Origin of the sequence: Paenibacillus sp. A3 (genome assembly GCF_001399685.1) — a bacterium.
Taxonomy (GTDB): Bacteria; Bacillota; Bacilli; order Paenibacillales; family NBRC-103111; genus Paenibacillus_G.
Window position 1 is genome coordinate 1 of record NZ_JTHN01000245.1, and the last position, 19974, is coordinate 19974.

General features: G+C 54.2%; 12 protein-coding genes. 11 read left to right on the forward strand and 1 reads right to left on the reverse strand.

The window, feature by feature from the left end; all coding sequences use genetic code 11:
• The 11 genes from QJ48_RS37770 to QJ48_RS30970 form a co-directional block, all read left to right on the forward strand.
• Nucleotides 1-601, forward strand: a 601-nt coding sequence (locus tag QJ48_RS37770) for a hypothetical protein (RefSeq protein WP_202813852.1), incomplete at its 5' end; no start/stop codon positions are given.
• Nucleotides 602-641: 40 nt separating this feature from the next.
• A complete protein-coding gene (gene asnB / locus QJ48_RS30925; protein ID WP_054977184.1) occupies nt 642-2417 on the forward strand; it encodes an asparagine synthase (glutamine-hydrolyzing) in 1776 nt (591 codons plus the stop codon).
• Nucleotides 2418-2421: 4 nt separating this feature from the next.
• Nucleotides 2422-3582, forward strand: coding sequence for an acyl-CoA dehydrogenase family protein (locus QJ48_RS30930; RefSeq protein ID WP_054977185.1), 1161 nt, complete (start codon nt 2422-2424; stop codon nt 3580-3582).
• A gap of 27 nt (nt 3583-3609) precedes the next feature.
• Nucleotides 3610-6828: a non-ribosomal peptide synthetase gene (locus QJ48_RS30935; RefSeq protein WP_054977186.1), complete on the forward strand. Its 3219-nt coding sequence runs from the start codon at nt 3610-3612 to the stop codon at nt 6826-6828.
• A gap of 29 nt (nt 6829-6857) precedes the next feature.
• Entirely contained in the window at nt 6858-10154 is a 3297-nt protein-coding gene (locus QJ48_RS30940; protein WP_054977187.1) for a non-ribosomal peptide synthetase, read from the forward strand.
• A gap of 85 nt (nt 10155-10239) precedes the next feature.
• Entirely contained in the window at nt 10240-11136 is an 897-nt protein-coding gene (locus QJ48_RS30945; RefSeq protein WP_054977188.1) for an alpha/beta fold hydrolase, read from the forward strand.
• A gap of 13 nt (nt 11137-11149) precedes the next feature.
• A complete protein-coding gene (locus QJ48_RS30950) occupies nt 11150-12262 on the forward strand; it encodes a 2-hydroxyacyl-CoA dehydratase subunit D (protein WP_054977189.1) in 1113 nt (370 codons plus the stop codon).
• A gap of 15 nt (nt 12263-12277) precedes the next feature.
• The gene (locus tag QJ48_RS30955; RefSeq protein ID WP_054977190.1) at nt 12278-13507 is read left to right on the forward strand and encodes a 2-hydroxyacyl-CoA dehydratase family protein; all 1230 of its coding nucleotides are present in this window, start codon (nt 12278-12280) and stop codon (nt 13505-13507) included.
• Nucleotides 13508-13543: 36 nt separating this feature from the next.
• A complete protein-coding gene (locus tag QJ48_RS30960; protein WP_054977191.1) occupies nt 13544-14311 on the forward strand; it encodes an acyl-CoA dehydratase activase in 768 nt (255 codons plus the stop codon).
• A gap of 52 nt (nt 14312-14363) precedes the next feature.
• A complete protein-coding gene (locus tag QJ48_RS30965) occupies nt 14364-15773 on the forward strand; it encodes an MATE family efflux transporter (protein WP_054977192.1) in 1410 nt (469 codons plus the stop codon).
• 56 nt (nt 15774-15829) lie between these two features.
• The gene (locus tag QJ48_RS30970; protein ID WP_054977193.1) at nt 15830-16552 is read left to right on the forward strand and encodes a bifunctional 2-polyprenyl-6-hydroxyphenol methylase/3-demethylubiquinol 3-O-methyltransferase UbiG; all 723 of its coding nucleotides are present in this window, start codon (nt 15830-15832) and stop codon (nt 16550-16552) included.
• Between the two features lie 1092 nt (nt 16553-17644).
• Here the strand turns inward: QJ48_RS30970 and QJ48_RS30980 are convergent.
• Nucleotides 17645-19264, reverse strand: a complete 1620-nt coding sequence (locus tag QJ48_RS30980; protein ID WP_054977195.1) for a hypothetical protein — start codon at nt 19262-19264, stop codon at nt 17645-17647.
• Nucleotides 19265-19974: the final 710 nt, after the last annotated feature.

The following is a 19974-nucleotide window of genomic DNA, read 5'->3' on the forward strand; positions in this document are numbered from 1 at the left end:
TTTTGACGAGGAGCTGCTGGCGATTTTGCGAACGTATCACCGGCCTCCGGAGCAGACGATCACGCTTGTCACCCATGTGCAGCATCCGTATGAAATTTCGCAAGAAATGGCGGAAGCGATGCGGAAAATCAAGTCGCTCGGCATCGACGTGTATAACCAGCAGGTGTTCACCATGCAAAACTGCCGGAAGTTCGAGACCTGCTTTTTGCGGGAATCGTTGAAGGGGATTGGCATTTCGCCCTACTATTTGTTCAATTTGAAGGGAAAAGAGGAGACGGCGGACTTCAAGGTGCCCGTGGCCCGGCTCCTTCAGGAGCAGAAGGAGGAGGCGCGTCTGATGCCGGGACTGGTGCGAACCGACAAACCGGTGTTTAATGTGCCTACGCTTGGGAAGAACGAGCTGAACGCTTGGCAGGACCATGAGATCATTATGATTTTGAACGACGGGAGCCGGATTTACGAATTTTACCCTTGGGAAAAATATATGGCCCCGGTCAATACGTATGTGTACAAGGACACGCCGATTTACGATTTCTTGCGCCGATTGGAAGCCTTGGGGGAAAATCCGGACGATTACAAGACGATCTGGTATTATTTCTGACTTCTGATCCGCCACACGGAACCGAAAGGAGGGAACCCCAATGTGCGGCATTTGCGGAGCGTACCACTATGGGAAGGAATCGCCCGTCTCGGAAGCGGTGCTGAACCGGATGAACGAGGCGCTGGCGCATCGCGGTCCGGACGGCCAAGGCGTATTCGTCGATACGTTTATCGGGCTTGGGCACCGGCGGCTGTCGGTCATCGATCTTCAGAACGGCAAGCAGCCGATGACGAACGAGGATCATACCGTCTGGGTCACCTACAACGGCGAGATTTACAATTTCCGCGAGCTGAAGCGCGATCTGGAGAACAAAGGCCACCGCTTCATGACGGATTGCGACACCGAGGTCATCGTACACAGCTATGAGGAGTATGGCCCGGACTGCGTGCGCAGGTTCAACGGCATGTTTGCTTTTGCGATCTGGGACGAGAAGACGGAGACGCTCTTTCTGGCCCGCGACCGGCTGGGGGTCAAGCCGCTCTACTACAGCTTGTCCGATAAAGCGCTGCTGTTCGCGTCGGAGGTGAAAGCGATCCTGCAGCACCCGGATATCCGGGCGGAGGCGGAGCCGGCGGCCATTCCCGAATATTTATTCTGCACCGCGCTCCTGAACGGGCACACGATGTTCAAGCACATTCAATCCGTTCCGCCGGGCCATACGCTGCTGTTCCGCAACAAGACGAAGCGGCTTATTCCGTACTGGGATATCGCTTTGCGGCAGTCGGCGGAAGAGCCACAGACGTTCGGAGATTACAAAGAGCATACGCTCGCGCTCCTTCAAGAGTCGGTGCGCATGAGGCTGATGAGCGACGTTCCGTTCGGCTCCCTGCTCAGCGGAGGGCTGGACTCCAGTCTCATTACCGCCCTCGCTGCGGGGCATGCGTCCCACCGGCTGAAAACATTTTCGATGGAATACGGCAAGAACAGCGAGGTTGCCGGGGCCAATTCGGATACGATCTACGCCCGGCTGATGGCGGACGCCTTGCAAACCGACCATAAGGAATTTATTTTCCGGCCGGAGGACTACCACGACATGCTGGAAAAGACGACTTGGCATGTGGAAAAGCCGGTCGATCTGACGACCCCTTCGGTGTACCTGCTGTATCAAAGATTGAAAAGCGACGTCACGGTCGTCCTGTCGGGCGAAGGGTCGGATGAGCTGTTCGGCGGATATTTCTTCTTCTTGAACCACAAGCCGGCAAGCCAGCTGACGGAATTCCCTTGGGCGCCGTATCTCCAGGAGGTATCCGGCCTGCTGAATCCCGATGTCGCCCGACAAACCCGGTTCAGGGAAAACGTGTCCTCGGCCTTGCGCGACATGACCTCCCGGTTCGAGACGGACGACGAGCTCAACAAAGTGCTGTACTTGTTCATCAAGCTCTATTTGCTGGAAATGCTGGAACGGCAGGATAAAACGAGCATGGCTTGGGGCATCGAGGCGCGGGTTCCTTTTCTCGATTACCGCATCGTCGACTATGTGGCGAATATTCCATCGGCCTACAAGCTCAAGGACGGCAAGGAGAAAATTATCTTAAAAGAAATCGCCAGGGAGCTGCTGCCGAAGGAAATCGTCGAGCGGAAGAAACGGCCGTTTCCGTTCCCGGTCGATCCGAAATCGGTCGTTGTCCAGAAAAACATCGCCAACGAGCTGATCCAATCGGGCAATTCCAAAATTTCCGCTTACTTCGACAAACGGGCGGCGAACGATTTTTTCAACAAAAAGAACGGGTATGAGCACATGGACAATCTGGCGATTTTCAGAACGTCGCACGCTTTGATCGCGCTGGAATGCTGGCACAAAACGTTTGGAGTGTGAGGATATGGAACTGGAATACGGGGAAGTGCGGAAGGCGGTTTTTGATACGGCCGAAACGTTCATTAAGCGGAAGGTCCGGCCCATCGCCAGCGAAACGGATGAGCACGAGCAATTTCCGCTGGATAATATCCGGGAAATGGGACGCCTCGGCCTGCTGGGCATTCCGTATCCGAAGGAATACGGAGGCTTGGAGCTGGACTATGACACGTATACCGGCTTCGTGAAGGAGCTGGCCAAGGCATGCGCCTCCACCGCCATGACCGTCGTTGCGCACACCAGCTTAACCTGCAACCCGGTCAGCGCCTTCGGAACGGAAGAGCAGAAAGCGCGTTATTTGCAGCCTATGCTCTCCGGGGAAAAAATCGGCGCCTTCGCGCTGACGGAGCCGGGCAGCGGCTCGGATATGTCGTCGATGCAGACGAAGGCGGTCGAAGTGGACGATCATTATGTGCTCGACGGCGCGAAAATTTTTGTGACGAACGGCAATTATGCGGATTACTACATCGTTCCCGCCAAGACGGCGCCGGAGAAGAAGCTGCTCGGCATCAGCGTATTTTTGCTGGAAAAAGGGATGCAGGGCCTGTCCACCTCGGGCAAAAAAGAGCGGAAGCTTGGGATGCGGAGCTCCGATACGGGCGAGCTGATTCTGGACGGAGTCAAAGTTCCGAAGACCTGCCTGATCGGGCGTAAAAATTTCGGTCTGGATATCCTGCACCAGACGCTCGTCAGCGCCAGACTGGGGATGGCGGCGATCGCCGTCGGCATCGCGGAGGAAGCCAAGCAGTACTGTATCAGTTACGTCAAGCAACGAAAGCAGTTCGATCAATATCTTTACCATTTTCAGTCGGTGAAAAATATGCTGGCCGACATGGAGATGAATATCAATGCCGCCGATCTGCTGCTGCAAAAGGCGGCCCGGATGAAGGACAACGGGGAGAAGTTCGCGAAGGAGGCGTCGGAGGCCAAGCTGTTCGCCTCGGAGGTGGCGACCCAAGTGACGAAGGATGCGATCCAGCTGTTCGGCGGGTACGGCTACTCCAGAGACCTGCCGCTCGAGCGATTTTTCCGGGATGCGAAGCTGACGGAGATCGGGGACGGAACGTCGGAAATTCAGCGGTTGATCATTGCGGACGAACTCATCAAGCGAGGAAGCCGCAGCTCTTAAGGAAACCAGGACGAAAGGATGAATCTCATGACGAAACGGGCAAAACGCAAGTACCCGGCGATTTCGCGTCAAAACGAGCAGCCGAGCTATCCGCTTTCTTTCCAGCAGGAGCGGGTGCTGTACCTCTCCGAGCTGCTGCCGGGCAGCACGCTGTGGAACAAAATCTCCTGCAAGCGCGTGACCGGGGACATCGATCCGGAAGCCTTGCGTCAGGCGGTAGGCGACTTAATCGGCCGTCATACGGCGCTGCGGACGAGAGTGAGCTATGAGAACGGCGTTCCGGTTCAAACGTTCGATCGGAAGCTGGAAGCGATTTTCCAACGGATCGACGGTTCGTCGGAGGAGGCGGAGCTGCAGGATGAAGCGGCGTTGCGGAAGCTGGCGGAAGTGTGCCGGGAGCCGATTGATGTGAGTGGCGACCCGCTGTTCCAAGTGATCGTCGTGCCGATGGGAGGCGCGGGAGCGGCCGAGTGTCTCATCATATTGAAGCTGCACCATATTATTTCCGACGAGACGACGTTCCAGCTCCTCTGGCGCGATTTAAAAGCATTCTACAACGCGCGCATGGGCGTGACCGGGGGGGAAGAGCTCAAGCCGCTCGCGGTCGATTACGCGGATTACGTGCACTGGCAGCGGGCGACTTTCGATGAGGCGCATACGCAGGAGCAGGAGGCTTATTGGCTCAAGCAGTTTCAAGGAGAGCTGCCGGTGCTCGATCTTCCGACGGATTTCCAGGAGCCGGCGCAGCTCAGCTTCCGGGGAGCGCTTGAAATCCGGGCGCTGCCGGCTGATCTGGTGAAAAAGCTGCGGTCGCTCTGCATGCGGCATAAGGTGATTCCTTTCTCGGCATTGCTGTGCGCTTATTACGTGCTTTTGCAGAAGTGCTCCCGCCAGCAGGACGTCGTCGTCGGGACGGTATTTTCGGGAAGGCATTACAGCTCCAGTCTGGCTCAGGCCGCCGGCTTCTTCGTCAACACCGTGGCGATTCGGATGGAGGTGGACGGGGAAGCGGCCTTTGACGAGCTGCTGAAGCGCGTGCACGATAAAATCGACGAAGCGTACTATATGCAGGATTATCCGTTCGAACGGCTGATCCAGAAGCTGAACCCGGAGCGGCGAAGCGTGCGCAATCCGTTGTATCGCGCCATGTTCAACCTCGTCAGCTCCGCCAAGGAAAAAGAAACGTTCGCCGGTGCGGAGGAGGCTTGGGAGGAGCTGGTGCTGGATGCGACCCAGGTGGACCTGCTGCTCAACATCCATCAGCAGGATGACGCGATGGAAATGCGCTTGGAATATAATACGGACCTGTTTCGTCGGGAAACCGTCCGGCACTTGATGGAGCTGTACGTGAACCTGCTGAGGAAGCTGGTGGAGCATCCCGAGGTTCAAGTGAAGGAGCTGGATATGCTGGACCCGCAGGAGCGGAACCGGCTGCTGAGCGAGTGGACCCGGACCGAGGCGGATTATCCTCGCGAAGTCTGCGTTCACGAGCTGTTCGAAGCGCAGGCGGAGAAGACTCCGGAATGCATCGCCCTGGCCTTCGGCGAGCAGACGATGACCTACGGGGAGCTGAACGCCCAGTCGAACCGGCTGGCTCGCACACTGCGGGACCACGGAGTCACCGCCGAAAGCGTCGTCGGGGTGATGACGGAGCGATCGTTTGCCATGGTGATCGGGATCCTCGCCGTGCTCAAAGCCGGGGGAACGTATCTTCCCATCGATCCCGGGTTCCCGGAGGAGCGCAAGCGGTTCATGCTGGAGGACAGCGGAGCCCGCGTCCTGCTTGTTCCGCCCGGCGAGGGCGAAATGACGGAAGGCCTGCCTGTTCCGACGCTTGCGATTGACGAGAAGGCCGAAGGGGATAGCTCGGATCTCGGCCGTGTGAGCGTCCCGACCGGTCTGGCGTATATCCTGTATACGTCGGGCTCGACCGGGAAGCCTAAAGGGGTCATGGTGGAGCACGGCTCGCTCGTCAATACGCTGGCCCATTTGCAGAGATCGTTTCCTTTGGAGCAGGAAGACGCGTATCTGCTCAAAACCTCGTTTACTTTCGACGTGTCCATGAGCGAATTGTTCGGCTGCTTCTTTACGGGCGGCAAGCTTGTCATTCTGGAGCCGGGAGCCGAGAAGGAACCGGCAAGAATCATCGAGACGATCCGGCGTCATCAAGTGACGCATATGAATTTCGCGCCGTCCATGCTGCAATCGTTTATGGATGTGGCCGAGAGCAAGGATGCTGCTCCTGCACTGCAAAGCTTGAAATACGTGTTCGCCGCCGGAGAGGCATTAGGCGCTCATACGGTCCAAACGTTTTATTCCTTGGGGCTGCAGGCGAGTCTGGTCAATCTGTACGGTCCGACGGAAGCAACGATCTATGCCACGGGTTTCGCTTTCACGGGCGGCGAAGAGCTGCACCGGGTGCCCATCGGGAAGCCGATCGGCAACATGCGGGCGTACATTGTCGATGAACATATGAACTTGCAGCCGGTCGGAGTGGACGGCGAGCTTTGTCTTGCCGGGAAAGGGCTGGCGAGAGGCTATTTGAACCAGCCGGAGCTGACGGCGCACAAATTCGTAGACCATCCGTTCTGCCCGGGCGAGAAGCTGTACCGGACAGGGGATTTGGCCCGTTGGCAGGAGGATGGAAATATCATCTTCCGGGGGCGGATCGACCAGCAGGTCAAGCTGCGGGGCTTCCGGATCGAGCTGGAGGAAATCGAGAAGACGCTGCTGCTGCATCCGTCGGTACGGGGGGCTGCCGTTGCGGTGAAAGAAGACTCGTCCGGCCTCGAAAATCTCGTCGCTTATGTTGTGACCGACGAGGAGAAGCCGGACGAGGAGTGGACCGGGCATCTCGGTCGTTGGCTGCCCGCCTATATGGTTCCGGCCCGCTACATGAGACTGGAAAAGCTTCCTTTGAGCACAAGCGGCAAAGTGGACCGCAAAGCGCTGCCGGCGCCGGAAGCCGCCTTGTCATCTCAACCGGCGGAAGAGGCACCTGTGACGGAGATCGAGCGGAAGCTGATCGAAATTACGGAAAACATCTTGAACATGCAGGGCATCGGCGTGAACGACAATTTCTTCCGGCTGGGCGGCAATTCCTTATTAACGATCCGGTTTGTTACCGAAATCGAGAGCGCGTTCCAGATTAGCTTGACCTTGATGGATTTTATCGACTTGCCGGTGATTAAGGACATTGCCAAAATCATCGAGCCTATGCTTCCCAAGGCCGTACCGCAAGCTTAGCGACAGGGAAGCCCGAAAGGTTGGTTGCTATGGGCAAACGCCTACGAAAATATCCGGACATCCCCCGCCAAAGGGCAAGACCGCATTATCCGCTTTCGTTCCAGCAGGAACGGGTGCTGTACTTGTCCGAGCTGCTGCCGGATAGCGCCGTCTGGAATTTGATTTCCTGCAAACGGCTGACGGGTCCCGTCGATTCGGACGCCTTATTGTGGGCGGCCGGGGATTTAACCGAGCGGCACCCCGCGCTGCGGACGAAAGTAAGCTATGCGGGCGGTGTGCCCGTTCAATCGTTCGATGAAACGATGGAGCGCATTTACCGCTGCGTCGACTTGTCGGCGGAGCCGGAGGAAGAGCGGGAAGCAAAGGCTCGGCGCCTGCTGTCCGAAGCGAGCTTGAAGGCGATCGACCTGCGCCGGGGACCGCTGTTTCAGATCCTTTGGATCCGTATGGGCGAAGCGGAAGGGATGCTGATCCTGAAGCTGCATCATATCATTTCCGATGCCACGACCTTCCAGCGCCTTTGGCACGACTTCAAATGGTTCTATAACGCGCATGCGGGCGTATCGAACGGCGAGGAGCTGCCGGCGCCGGGAATCCGGTATGAGGACTATGTGCTGTGGCAGCGGGAAACGTTCGATGAAGCGCATACCCGGGAGCAGGAACAATACTGGCTGAAGCAGTTCCAGGGAGAGCTTCCCCCGCTTGAGCTGCCGACGGATTTCCCGGCTCGGCCCGGGCTCAGCTTCGCAGGAGCACTCGAAATTCAACCGATCCCCCGCGAGGTGGTTCAGGGGCTGCGGACGCTTTGCATGCAGAAGCGGGTGATTCCATTTTCCGCGCTGCTTTGCGCTTACTATGTGCTGCTGCACAAATGCTCGCGCCAGCAAGATGTGGTCGTGGGCACGGTGTTTTCGGGAAGGCATTACAGCCCGGAGCTGCAGCAAGCGGTCGGTTTTTTCGTAAACACCGTAGCTATCCGGATGGAGGTGGACGGGGAATCCGCCTTCGACGAGCTGCTCCGCCGGGTGCACGAGCAAGTGGACGAAGCTTACGATATGCAGGATTACCCGTTTGAACGGCTCATTCATAAACTGAATCCCGACCGCAGCAGCAGCCGGAATCCGTTGTTCCGGGCCATGTTCAACATGGTCGTTGCGGGGAAGGAAGAAGCGGCGTTCGCCGGGGCGAAGGAAGCCTGGATCGAGCCGGATATGGACGCCACGCAGGTCGATCTGCTGTTCGATATCCATCAGGAGGATGACGAGATGGAAATCCGGGTGGAGTACAACACGGACTTGTTCCGTCAGGAGACGGTCCGGCGACTGATCGGCTTCTACGTGAACCTGCTTCGAGCGGCGATTGAACGCCCCGAGGCCCGGGTGAAGGAGCTTCGGATGCTCGACCCGGCAGAACGGAACCGGCTGCTTGCAGATTGGAACCGCACGGGGGCGGAGTATCCGCGTAAGGCATGCATCCATGAGCTGTTCGAGGCGCAGGCGTGGAAGACGCCGGAACGGGTCGCGCTATGGCATGAAGGCAAGGAGCTGACCTACCGGGAGCTAAACGAGCGGGCGAACCGTCTAGCCGTCATGATCCGCAGCATGGGGAACGAGACGGAGCAGATCGTCGGCATTGCGGCCGAACGGTCTCTTGAGATGGTGGTCGGGATGCTCGCGGTATTGAAAGCGGGCGGCGCGTATATGCCCATCGATCCCGGTTATCCCGAGGACCGGATCAAGTATATGCTGCAGGACAGCAGAGCCAAGGTCCTGCTCGTCCAACAAGGGAAGCTGAATGCAAGCAAGCTGGAAGCGGAGATCATCGTCATCGACATCGGGGAGGAAGAACAGTCCCTACATAGCCCCGATAATTTGAAAAGCGATACGCATGCACGCAGCCTGGCTTATGTGATGTACACGTCCGGCTCGACCGGAAGGCCGAAAGGTGTCATGGTGGAGCACCGGAACGTCGTGAGGCTAGTCCAAAATACCGATTACGTCCGTTTCGAGGACAGCGACGCGATTTTGCAGACGGGAGCCCCGGCGTTCGACGCGACGACGTTCGAAATATGGGGCGCGCTCCTGAACGGAATAAAGCTGTATGTGACAAGCGATAACGTGCTGCTCAACGCGGACAATCTCGGCCGTTTTATAGTTAAGCATGGCATAAGCCATCTCTGGTTGACGGCACCGCTCTTCAACCAGCTCTCGGACATGAGGCCGGAGCTGTTCGCTCCTTTGAGGGCGCTTCTGATCGGAGGCGACGCCTTGTCCGTTCGGCATGTCAACAAGGTGCTGGCGGCTGTTCCAGGCCTCCGCATTCAGAACATGTACGGTCCGACGGAAAACACGACGTTTTCCACTTATTTTCCAATCACCGGGCCGCATGAAACGAACGTTCCGATCGGCAAGCCGATCCGGCATTCTACAGCGTACATTGTCGACGCATCCGGGGAGCTGCTGCCTGTCGGTGTGCCCGGCGAATTGTGCGTCGGGGGGGACGGCGTTGCCCGGGGATATTTGAATCGTCCTGAGCTGACGGCGCAGAAATTCGTAGACAATCCGTTCGAGCCCGGGACGAAGATGTACAGGACGGGAGACCTTGCCCGGTGGCTTCCCGACGGGAATATCGAGTTTATGGGCCGGATGGATAACCAGATCAAGCTGCGGGGCTTCCGCATCGAGCTTGGGGAGATTGAGGCGAAGCTGGCGGAGCATTCGCACGCGAAAGAAGTCGTCGTGACGGTAAGGGAAGATCGCCCCGGGGACAAAGCGTTATGCGCCTATTTCGTTGCAGACCGGGACATCCCGGCCTCCGAATGGCGAGCCTATCTCGCCAAGGCGCTGCCGGAGTACATGATTCCTGCCGCCTTTGTCCGGATCGACAAGATGCCGCTCATGGAAACGGGCAAAATCGACAAGAGGGCGCTTCCCGAACCGAACGGAGCGGCGTATGAAGCCCAATCCCGGCGACTGCCTGAAACCGAACTGGAACGGGAGCTGTCTTCACCAGGAGAGCCGTGCGATCAAGGGATATGTCTCCAGGCGGCTCGGGATTACCAGTCTCATTCGGCCGCCTGCGCCTCCACTACACGGATAGAAGAGCAGTTGATCGGAATTGTGAAGAACCTATTGCATACGGATAGCATCGGGCCGGGCGACGATTTCTTCCTGTGCGGTGGCAATTCGCTGGCGCTCATCCGCTTGGTCGCGGAGATGGAGGCTGCTTTCGACGTCGTCCCCTCGATCATGGAAATCAGGGAGACGCCCGTCATTTCCGAGTGGGCCAGGAAGGTGGAAAGCTTGCAGAAGCAAGCAGCGCTCTAACCCGACCTCCGGGGGACCGCGGAAGGGAGGCATCGCCATACGGGGAGAGCGCAGGAGGAGTCTTTCGGGAAAGGAGAGGAAGACCGTGAATATTCAATACCACTACAAAAAAGCGGCTGTTTTGTTGAAGCGAGGACAGCCACCCGGCGTGAACCGTTTGTTTTTCGTGCATGACGGAACCGGAAGGATCGAAGGCTACTTCAAGGTGGCTGAGCTTGTCGAACATTCGTTCGCTGTATACGGCATTACGCTGGACGAACGGGTGGGCTATGCGCCGCAAACGATTTCGATTGAAGAGTTGGCCGTTAGTTATATCGAACAGATGAAGCATGTTCAGCCCGAAGGGCCTTATTGCATCGCCGGTTGGTCGATCGGGGGGACGATTGCGGCGGAGATGGCCCGCATACTCGAAGCCGAGGGGGAGGAGGTCGGCTGCTGTGTCCTGGTGGACACGCCGCCTCCGGGCTATTACCCGCTGCAAGACGGACAGCCGTTCACGGCCGAGTCCGAGACGGACTACATCCGTCCGTTTCTGCACAACGAGGAGCTGCTCAAGCGCTGGAGCCGGAGCGGGAGCGCTCAAGCGTTCTGGACCGCCGTCGCGGACACGCTTCAGCCCCCGGACTTTGATCGGCCTTCCTTTCTCCGCTATGTCCGCGAGGAATGGGCCGACATCTTCCCGGACGGAAGCGGGCTGTCGCTGCATCAGCTTTTCTGCGCGGTGAATATCGTCCGCACGCTGCACCGGGCGCGGGCAGCTTACGTTCCAAGGGGGAGCATCGATTCACCGGTCCATGTGTTTCAGGCCACCGAGTCGCCGCTGGAGGGAATGGACCGATGGGGACGGTATTGTGCGCATCCGGTGTATATTCCGGCGGAGGGGAGCCATTACACGCTGTTTGATGCAGAGCATGCGCCGGTCTTTGCCCGGCAATTCAACCGCATCCTGAAAGGTGCCGCCGCCACAAAGAAATCTGGTTAAGAGGAGAGCGCTTATGAAAGAAATGGTGGAACGGATTGTCGAACTGAACGTTGGCCGGCTGGACGCCTTGAAAGCTGTGGATAAGCCCAAGATCGGATGGACATCGATCTATACGCCGGAAGAAATTTTATATGCGGCGGGCTTCATTCCTTTCCGGATCATGGGGACGACTGCCAGCAACACGTCGGAGGCGGGCGCGCTGCTGGGCAACAACTACTGCTCTTATTTGCTCAATTGCTTGGGAGAAGGCATGGACGGCGTCTACGAATTTACGGACGGGATCGTATTCGTCGACGAATGCGATTGGCGGAAACGGCTGCACGAGACGTGGACCCACCAGATTCAACCGAAATACAGCTTCTTCCTGGAGCTTCCGAAAGCTCTCAATCCGGTCTCCAGGGACTATTTCCGGATGCAGATCCGCCGCATGATCGAATCGCTGGAGCAGCATTTCGGCTGCCGCATCACGGAGGAATCACTGCGGGAAGCGATCCGCTTGTTTAACGAGACACGCCGATTGCTGCAGCGGATGCACGATTTGCGGAAGCAGGACGTGACGTCGCTCACGGGAAGCGAATTGCTGAACATTATGAAATCCAGCACGGCCGGCATGAGACAGCAGTACAACCAAGAGCTGTCCCTGCTGCTCAGCGCCATGGAAGCCCAGCGGGAAACCAAAAAAACAAAGCCGCACAAAGTGCTGATCTGCGGCAGTTATTTCGACCACGATAACATTGTCGACGCCATTGAGCAGACCGGGGCGAAGGTCGTATGCATGGACATCACCAACGGCGTCAAATATTTCGAAGGGGAGGTCGATGAGCACCGCGATCCGGTCGAGGCGATCGCCGATTACTATTTTGACAAAGCGACTTGCGCCCGGATGTTCGAATCGGATATACGGCTGAACCATTTGGCCAAGCTGATCGACGAATACGATATCGATTCGGTCATCTACTTTTCGCTGAAGTTTTGCGACATTTATTCGATGGATTACCCTTACATCCAAAGCAAGCTCAGCGAGAAGGGGACGCCCGTGCTGCTGGTCGAGGGCGAGTGCAGCATGACGAATATCGAAAGCATCCGCACCCGGATTCACACGTTCCTCGAAACGATGATGTATTAGAAAAGGAGAAGAGCGATGAGCCAATTTAAAGTGGAAGCGAAAAGCCGCGAAGAGCAGTACAAAAAGATGATGTCCGTCCTCGAAACGTACCGGGCCGAGCCATCCGATCCGTCCTCGGCGCTGAAAGCCGCTCGGATGCGGTCGTTGTTCAATGGATACCGCCTGACGCAAGCCTACAAGGAAGAGACGAAAGTAGCTTATGTTGTCGAGCAGTTTCCGAACGAAATTGTTTTTGGCTTTAATATGGTTTCCTGGAACATGGAGTCGATGGCGATCCTGCTCGCCCAAACCGTCAACGTGGACCCGTTCATTAATTTGACGCAGGAGAAAAGTCTTTCCCGGGACATTTGCTCGTTTCTGCGCGGGTCGCTGGGCGTCATGCTGGCCAACGGCTATCCGAATCCCGACTTGGTGCTGGTGAACGATCAGCCGTGCGATTGTCTGGCCAAAATGGGGAACATGTCGAGCAAGCTGTACGACTGCTCGTTCCTCTCGATCAATACGCCGAACCTCATCAACGAAGACACGCTGACCTATCTGGTGGAACAATTGAAAAAGCTGATCGCCGATATCGAAAGCACCCTGAATATCCCATTCGACGAAGAGCGGTTCCGGCAGGTCGTTCAATATTCGAACGAAGCGAGAGACTATTACTGCAAGACGATCGAGTTGAACAAAACCTACGAGCTGCCCGGTGTGTCCAGAGAATTGCTCGAAATTTTCGGTATGAACGGCTTCGGCTTGAAGGAAAACGTGCAGATCTGCAAAACGTTGTACGAAGAAGCGCTCGAAATGAGCAAGCAGTCCGACCCGAAGAAAAAGAAGAAGCGCATTCTGTGGGCGGGCCAAGCGCCGCACAACGATCACGAATTAATCCGCTATTTCGAGCAGCAGGTCGAGATCGTCTACTGGGCGCCGCTGTGGGAAGCCAATCTGGTGTCGTTGGACCCGGAAGACCCGCTGAAAAGCATCGCGGAACGGGCAATCCTGTATCACTGGAATGCCAAACGGTTAAAAGAAAATATTTCTCAGGTTTGTACTTCATTTCATATCGACGGTGTTGTAATATCTAATATATGGGGTTGCAGGAACATGATGGGAATCAGTTCGATGATTCGGGAGATGTCCGGTGAACAAGGATTGAAGTATTTGACGATCAGCGTGGATTACGTAGACAAGAACAATTACGCGTTCAATCACGTGAAAAACCGCATCGACGCCTTTCTGGAAATTATGAGCGACTGAATCATCCACTAATTCGGGATAAAGGAGAATAGCCCTATGATTACCTTAGGAATTGATATCGGTTCTTTGTCGACCAAATCCGCGATTTTGAACGACAACAGCGTCGTAGCCTACGATGTCGTGTACACCGGAGGCGATAACCGTCAGTCTGCGGAAACGACGTTCAACAACGTGCTGGCGAAAGCCGGACTCACGAAACAGGATATCGACGTCATCGTTACGACCGGCTACGGCCGGGAGAACGTGCCGTTTGCGGATAAACACGTATCGGAGATTACTTGCCACGCCAAAGGGATGCATTTCTTGAACCCTTCCATCCGGACGGTTCTCGATATCGGCGGGCAGGACAGCAAGGCGATTCAGATCGGGGAAAAGGGCAACGTCGTCAACTTTATGATGAACGACAAGTGCGCGGCGGGCTGCGGCCGGTTCCTCGATATTATCGCCAGGGCGCTCGGGGTCAAGCTCGAAGAACTGGGCGGGATTCATCAAACGGCTACCTCGACGGCCCGGATCAGCAGCATGTGCACGGTGTTTGCGGAAACGGAAGTCGTGTCTCTGGTCGCGGTCGGTACGCCGACGCCCAGCATTATCAAGGGCGTGCACGAATCGATTGCGACCCGGGCGATCGCGCTGCTCAAGGCGGTAGGCATCAAGGAGCCGCTCGGGATGAGCGGCGGCGTCGCCAAAAATATCGGCATCGTTAGCGCGCTGCAGGATCTGTTAAACATGAAAGTGGAAGTGACGGATTACCCGCAAGTCACGGGGGCGATCGGGGCAGCTTATATCGGCCAGAGCGCGTAACCGGCGGGCGTTGTAAATCGGGAAACCATGAAAAGGGGAGTCGCTTGTGTCCATGTCACCGGAGACGGAAAAAGCGCACGATGCGGTTGTCATCGGGCCGGCAAGCCGGGAGCAGTCCATTTCGATCCAAACGATATTGAAAATTACGCTGCCCGTCATTTTATCGATGTTTTCGCTCAATTTAATGGTATTTGTCGACCGGGCCTTTGTCTCGATGTACGACTTGGGACAATTCGCGGCCGTCGTACCGGCCGGCAACGTAGGGACGGCGATCTCCAGCATATTTATCGGCATCATCGGCTTTGTCTCCACGCTTATCGCCCAATATTACGGGGCCGGTAAATACCCGAAATGCGCCTCATCGATGTGGCAGGGCGTCTATCTCAGTATCTTTTTTTCGGTGGTGCTGCTTCTGGTGTCTCCCCTTGCCGTTAATATTTTCGATTGGATGGGGCATACGGGAGAGCTGATGGCTTACGAGAAGCAATTTTTCTACCTGATCATGGTTTCCAGCTGCGTTCAGCTGTTCATTACGGCGTTTTCCGGCCTGTTCCGAGGCGTTGCCAGCACGACGGTCATCATGATGGTCGGGATTCTATCCAACGTGTTCAATGTGTTATTTGACTGGCTGCTGATCTTCGGAAAATTCGGCTTCCCGGAGCTTGGGGGGATCTGGGGCTCGGGACTTGCGACCATCGGCAGCTCCGTACTCGCCGTGATCGTATATATGATCTTATTGGGAAGGCGCGGCGTTCTAGCGAAGTATGAGATTTCGGGGCAGATGAAATGGGACGGCTCCTTGCTCCGCAAGCTGCTTCGTTTCGGGTTTCCTGCGGGCATTCAGGCATTTCTCGGCACCGGGTATTTCAGCCTGCTGCTGCTGATCATCGGCAAGACCGGGGAGTTTCCTTTGTCCGCTTCCAACATCGCGTTCACCATCGAAGGGGTGTCGATCTTCCCCGTCTGGGGGTTAGGCGCCGCTATCGCCATTATTGCCGGTCAAGAGAAGGGGGCCGGACGTCTCGACAATGTCCGAAGAGCCGCAAAACTGGGGCTTGGGATCGGGCTTGTGTTCAACGTGCTGATCATCGTTATCTTCAATTTGTTTCCGCAGGCTTTAATCTCGATCTTCGGCGGCGGGAAGGATCAGGAGACGTTCATGAAGCTGATGGCGGTTACCGTTCCGCTCGTCCGGCTCACTTCGCTGTGGATCGTGTTCGATACGATGCAGATCATCATCGGCAATGTGCTGCGCGCGGTAGGCGACACGATGTTCATGATGGTCATCTATATCGTCGTTCCCATCCTGTTTTATATCGTGATTCCGTACCTGTTCAGCGTCGTCTGGGGGCTTTCGTTAATTTGGATATGGATCGCCTTGGTCGTTTACTCCATGGTGATGCTGCTTCTGGTATCCGTCCGCTTTCTGGGCGGGAAATGGAAGCGGATTGAAGTCATCTGAACGCAGGCGGTCCATCGTCCATTTATATATTATTCTTGGGAGAGGTGCAGGAGCACATGGAGTTTTCAAATGTATACGAGGACGCTGAACGGGCGGAAGCCTACGCCACCTTGGAGTTTCCGGGAACGTATTATTTGGCCTATCGGGATTTGCCGGAGATGCTGACCAAGCATATCTCCGGCACGAGCGCTTTGGATTTCGGATGCGGAGCGGGGCGGTCGACCCGCTTCTTGCGGGATCGCGGCTTTGACGTAATCGGCATCGATATTTCGGCCGGCATGCTTGGCAAAGCGAGAGAGATGGACCCGGCCGGCGATTACCGGCTCATTCCGGAAGGGGATCTGCGTCTGCTGGACGGGGCGACCTTCGATCTGGTGCTGTCGATGTTCACCTTCGATAACATCCCGACCTTGGAGAAAAAGCTGCAAAATTTTAGACAGCTCGCCGCTGCGCTGAAGGCAGGCGGGAAAATCGTGATGGTCGTCTCCTCTCCCGAAATATATCTCCACGAATGGGCCTCCTTCACGACCAAGGCTTTTCCGGAAAACCAGCATGCCCGAAGCGGGGACAAAGTCAAAATCATCATGAAGGATACGCACGACCAAAGGCCGGTAGAGGACGTCATGTGGTCGGACGCCGCTTACCGGGACATTTTCGATCAAACCGGGCTTCACGTGGTGGAAATGCATCAGCCTCTTGGCCGGGAGGAGGAGCCTTACCCATGGATTAACGAAACCCGTATTTCGCCGTGGGTGATGTACATACTGGGGAAGAAATAAGCGCTTAATTGCAAGGCGGGGAATGTCCCGAAGCGGCCGATTCACGCAATTAAAAGGCGGCTCGGGACATCCCCGGTCATTTTCTGCACACAATCGGTTTCCCGATCGATAGGCTCACTTACAATAGAGCGAAGTAAATAAGCGCTATATTTTTTAGTTTACATAACTATTATTATGTTTACTTATTTCGCTGACGCATGACTTGAAATAAATGGAGCAATATTATTGACCAAACGGTCCGAAAATGATTAAGACTTCTTCAGAGAAGGAAGTATTATCAGTACTACCGGGACGGGACCCAGCGGATCGAAACCGAGTATGGCCTTGAGTGGCAGGATATCTTAGGCATCGAGGCGGTGCGCTGAACCAATGCACCAAGCTCCTTCAATGCATTAATCAAATATACAATCAGGATCGCTCCCAAGAACACAAAAGCTTTGTCTCTAAACGCCTCATAGCATTCAACTTCTTACAGGAGCTGGTCTTTTGTTTTGATGTTCAGCCCTCTTTGTATCAATTCCTTGTTCAAAGCTGTCGGAGGAAGTTGCGGGACCGCGGCCGCCAAGCCGCCTCCGCCGAGGGATCCGTGCAGTTGGGAATCGCTCCACCAGTTATACAAGTTGTGCAACGACTCGTGAAGGGCTAACTTGGAATAACCCGTGTAAGTGTGTTGACGGCGGTCGCCTCTAGGGCCAGCGAGTTTGTAGATTTCTGAACCCACTACCTTACCCTGTGTTCGCGTATGGCCCCCGATATCCTCTTTGATGGGGGCGCCGGGCATTTTCTGTTGGATATACGAATGGTCAACATCCTGTACGAAATGGAGGACTAAATTATCGGTTGCCACTCCTTTTCCCCATGACACAACAACTTTGTGGGATGACCCTTTCATACATTCGTCAAATACGCTTTGAATTTTCTTCTCGAGGCCATCTAACCAACTCGCGTCACTACCAGTATGATCAACGAGCTTTACTGAATAACTTGCTGGTGAGGATGAGCTTGAGAAAGGAGCTGGCGAAAGCATGGACGTATTTAATATTCGATTCATGAGACCGAGAGGAGACACGGGAGTAATCCGGCTATCCCCGCTCACTGTGGTTGATCTTCTTTCTTTTTACAACATGGAAATATTTTTTCATACAATTTTGCAGCATTATCGTCTTTAGTAGTAACAATCTTTTGTGCCAATTGTTCACGAAGCAATTCTGCTTGAGCCAACTCGTTTGCCAATTTTTTTTCTCGTACCGTTTCATCTTGGAGTCCGTGAGAATAATTATCAAGTGCGTCCCCCTGGCCGAGCAATGCTTCAACAATAATACCATCCGTTCGCATCACTATTTCTTTTGCGGACAAGATGATGCCGGGCACTGTTTTACCTTTATATGTGGACGTCATCTCTTTTTTTACACGATAATAGTGTTTCTCACTTTCTGGGTAATTTTTTTTCTCGATAATTGAATGAACATTATCTTGGTAATCAAAAATGTGTGTCAGTTCATCTATTATTACTTGCCGTACTTTTTCCCGTTCGGTATCCTTAACCACTTCTTCTAACAAATCGTCGAGTTGAGTGAGTGGATATTCCCGGCGTGATTCAGCGAACCCATTAAAAAATGCGACACGAATATCCACTAAGTGAAGTAAGGTTATAAATTGCTGATTCATCTGTCGAAAAACAAAATTCAGTGTACGGCTGACATTAATGTTCTCCAACTGACGTTCGATGGTAGTTTCTTCACCTGTGGTTACCTTTGATTCAAAGCTCGTGTTAATTTGTACATCACGTTTGGCTGAAGCTTTAGATGAATGCTTTTGGGTGGCATTTGAGACGTTTTTTGCAAATTCTTCTCTGGCAGAATTGGAACCGCCTTTCACACCTCCCGATATTTTGGCGCTTCCCCACCCCCAGGAGGCGTTTGCTTCCGCTTCAACATGATATTCAAAATTCTCACTAGAATTTCTCTTATCTGACCGTTCAGACAGCACGTTATCCTCGAAAGATTTAGCGCTTTCTTCTGTAAACGAATCGAGAATACTCGATGCGCGTTTCTCTTCCGTTTCAGTTTTGCGGTACGTTTTGATCGTCATTTTTGTGCGTTCGCCTGGAAGTAGCGAGAATGTTTTAATTGTTCGTCCTGCTCCATAATCTCCGGCGAAAGAAGTTAGTCTATAAATTTCGACGATCATTAGGCGCGGATCTGTTTGTTTGGGTGGCGTGATAAAATTATACTCATATGTCCCATACAAATTCTGATAGATGTTCAATCGTTCCCCATTTAGAATACGAGATGCGACAACTGCAGGATCAATTTTGGCCATAACATTCCTTAAATGCAAACGTTCACCAACCGAAACTAATGAGGTAGATGCTGTCTTGGAAAGTGTTTCTGGACTGTTTTCGGTTGCGTGTATCGCCAAAGAGTTCGTTGCAACTTTCACATTCGGAAAATATTTCAATGGAAAATACCCTGATTGCAGGGCATCACGCACAACTTGTTGAACATCTGGGCCACCGTCCTTAAAGTCGCTTCTTCGTGGCGGATCGGTAATGCTAGGTCCCGGAATAAATATATCTCCATCGAACGCGAGATTTATACAATTTGTTCCAGTATAAGTAGTCGGTTCTGGTACATCATAGTTCAGAATAGATGCCTTTCCATTCGTTTCAAATTTGACTATTGGTTCTGGTTTGACTATTGGTTCTGGCATCGTTGTTGCCTCCTGATGGTCGTTTTAATTCCATTACAATTTTTTGCAAAAGGAAAAGAAGTTATGCCCCACTTTATGCATGAATAAATTGGAATTTTTCTGGTCTTGTAACAGGGTTGCCCCTCTTTACTACTCGTTCTAGTGCACGCAAAAGGCGATGTGGTACTTTTTGCATCCTCCCATTACCCCTATATGTTGGTTTACTGGTACTTTACTGGTCTTAAAAAACTAAAGGGACCCTATGATTATTAAATACCAACTTTTCCAATGCCCGTTAGACCATTATCGTGGCAAAAACCGGCTGATATTGTGTCCGGAACTTCTAAACGAGATCGTTCGGAGATTTCGTCCGATCTAACGCCGCTTTTTGGAAGCATGCCTAAGCGTCCCGAAGGATTGGACATTGTTTGCACGTGAACAAAGATTGTATAATGTTTAATAAAAGCAGAGTTTTGAGAAACTTGGAAGTAGAAAAACTCAGACAAATAGAGGTGGGGTATATCCCGTAAGAGTTTACGTCCGCCTTTGAAGCCCGTGAAAATACCGCCAATTTTAATCAAGTTCACGGGTTTCAAGAGCGGCTGGAGGGATATACCCCACCGGCGTATGCAGAGAATTTCTACGCGAAGCGGGTTTCTCAACAAGCTCAACGAAGAATATTTCGTTCTTCATCGAAGTATGGAATGCATTCTAAAAGAGTTCTGGAATAA

Bases quoted from the DNA above. Each gene is read 5' to 3' on its own strand.
- asnB (WP_054977184.1), top strand. From the start codon at position 642: ATGTGCGGCATTTGCGGAGCGTACCACTATGGGAAGGAATCGCCCGTC.
- QJ48_RS30930 (WP_054977185.1), top strand. From the start codon at position 2,422: ATGGAACTGGAATACGGGGAAGTGCGGAAGGCGGTTTTTGATACGGCC.
- QJ48_RS30935 (WP_054977186.1), top strand. From the start codon at position 3,610: ATGACGAAACGGGCAAAACGCAAGTACCCGGCGATTTCGCGTCAAAAC.
- QJ48_RS30940 (WP_054977187.1), top strand. From the start codon at position 6,858: ATGGGCAAACGCCTACGAAAATATCCGGACATCCCCCGCCAAAGGGCA.
- QJ48_RS30950 (WP_054977189.1), top strand. From the start codon at position 11,150: ATGAAAGAAATGGTGGAACGGATTGTCGAACTGAACGTTGGCCGGCTG.
- QJ48_RS30955 (WP_054977190.1), top strand. From the start codon at position 12,278: ATGAGCCAATTTAAAGTGGAAGCGAAAAGCCGCGAAGAGCAGTACAAA.
- QJ48_RS30960 (WP_054977191.1), top strand. From the start codon at position 13,544: ATGATTACCTTAGGAATTGATATCGGTTCTTTGTCGACCAAATCCGCG.
- QJ48_RS30965 (WP_054977192.1), top strand. From the start codon at position 14,364: ATGTCACCGGAGACGGAAAAAGCGCACGATGCGGTTGTCATCGGGCCG.
- QJ48_RS30970 (WP_054977193.1), top strand. From the start codon at position 15,830: ATGGAGTTTTCAAATGTATACGAGGACGCTGAACGGGCGGAAGCCTAC.
- QJ48_RS30980 (WP_054977195.1), bottom strand. From the start codon at position 19,264: ATGCCAGAACCAATAGTCAAACCAGAACCAATAGTCAAATTTGAAACG.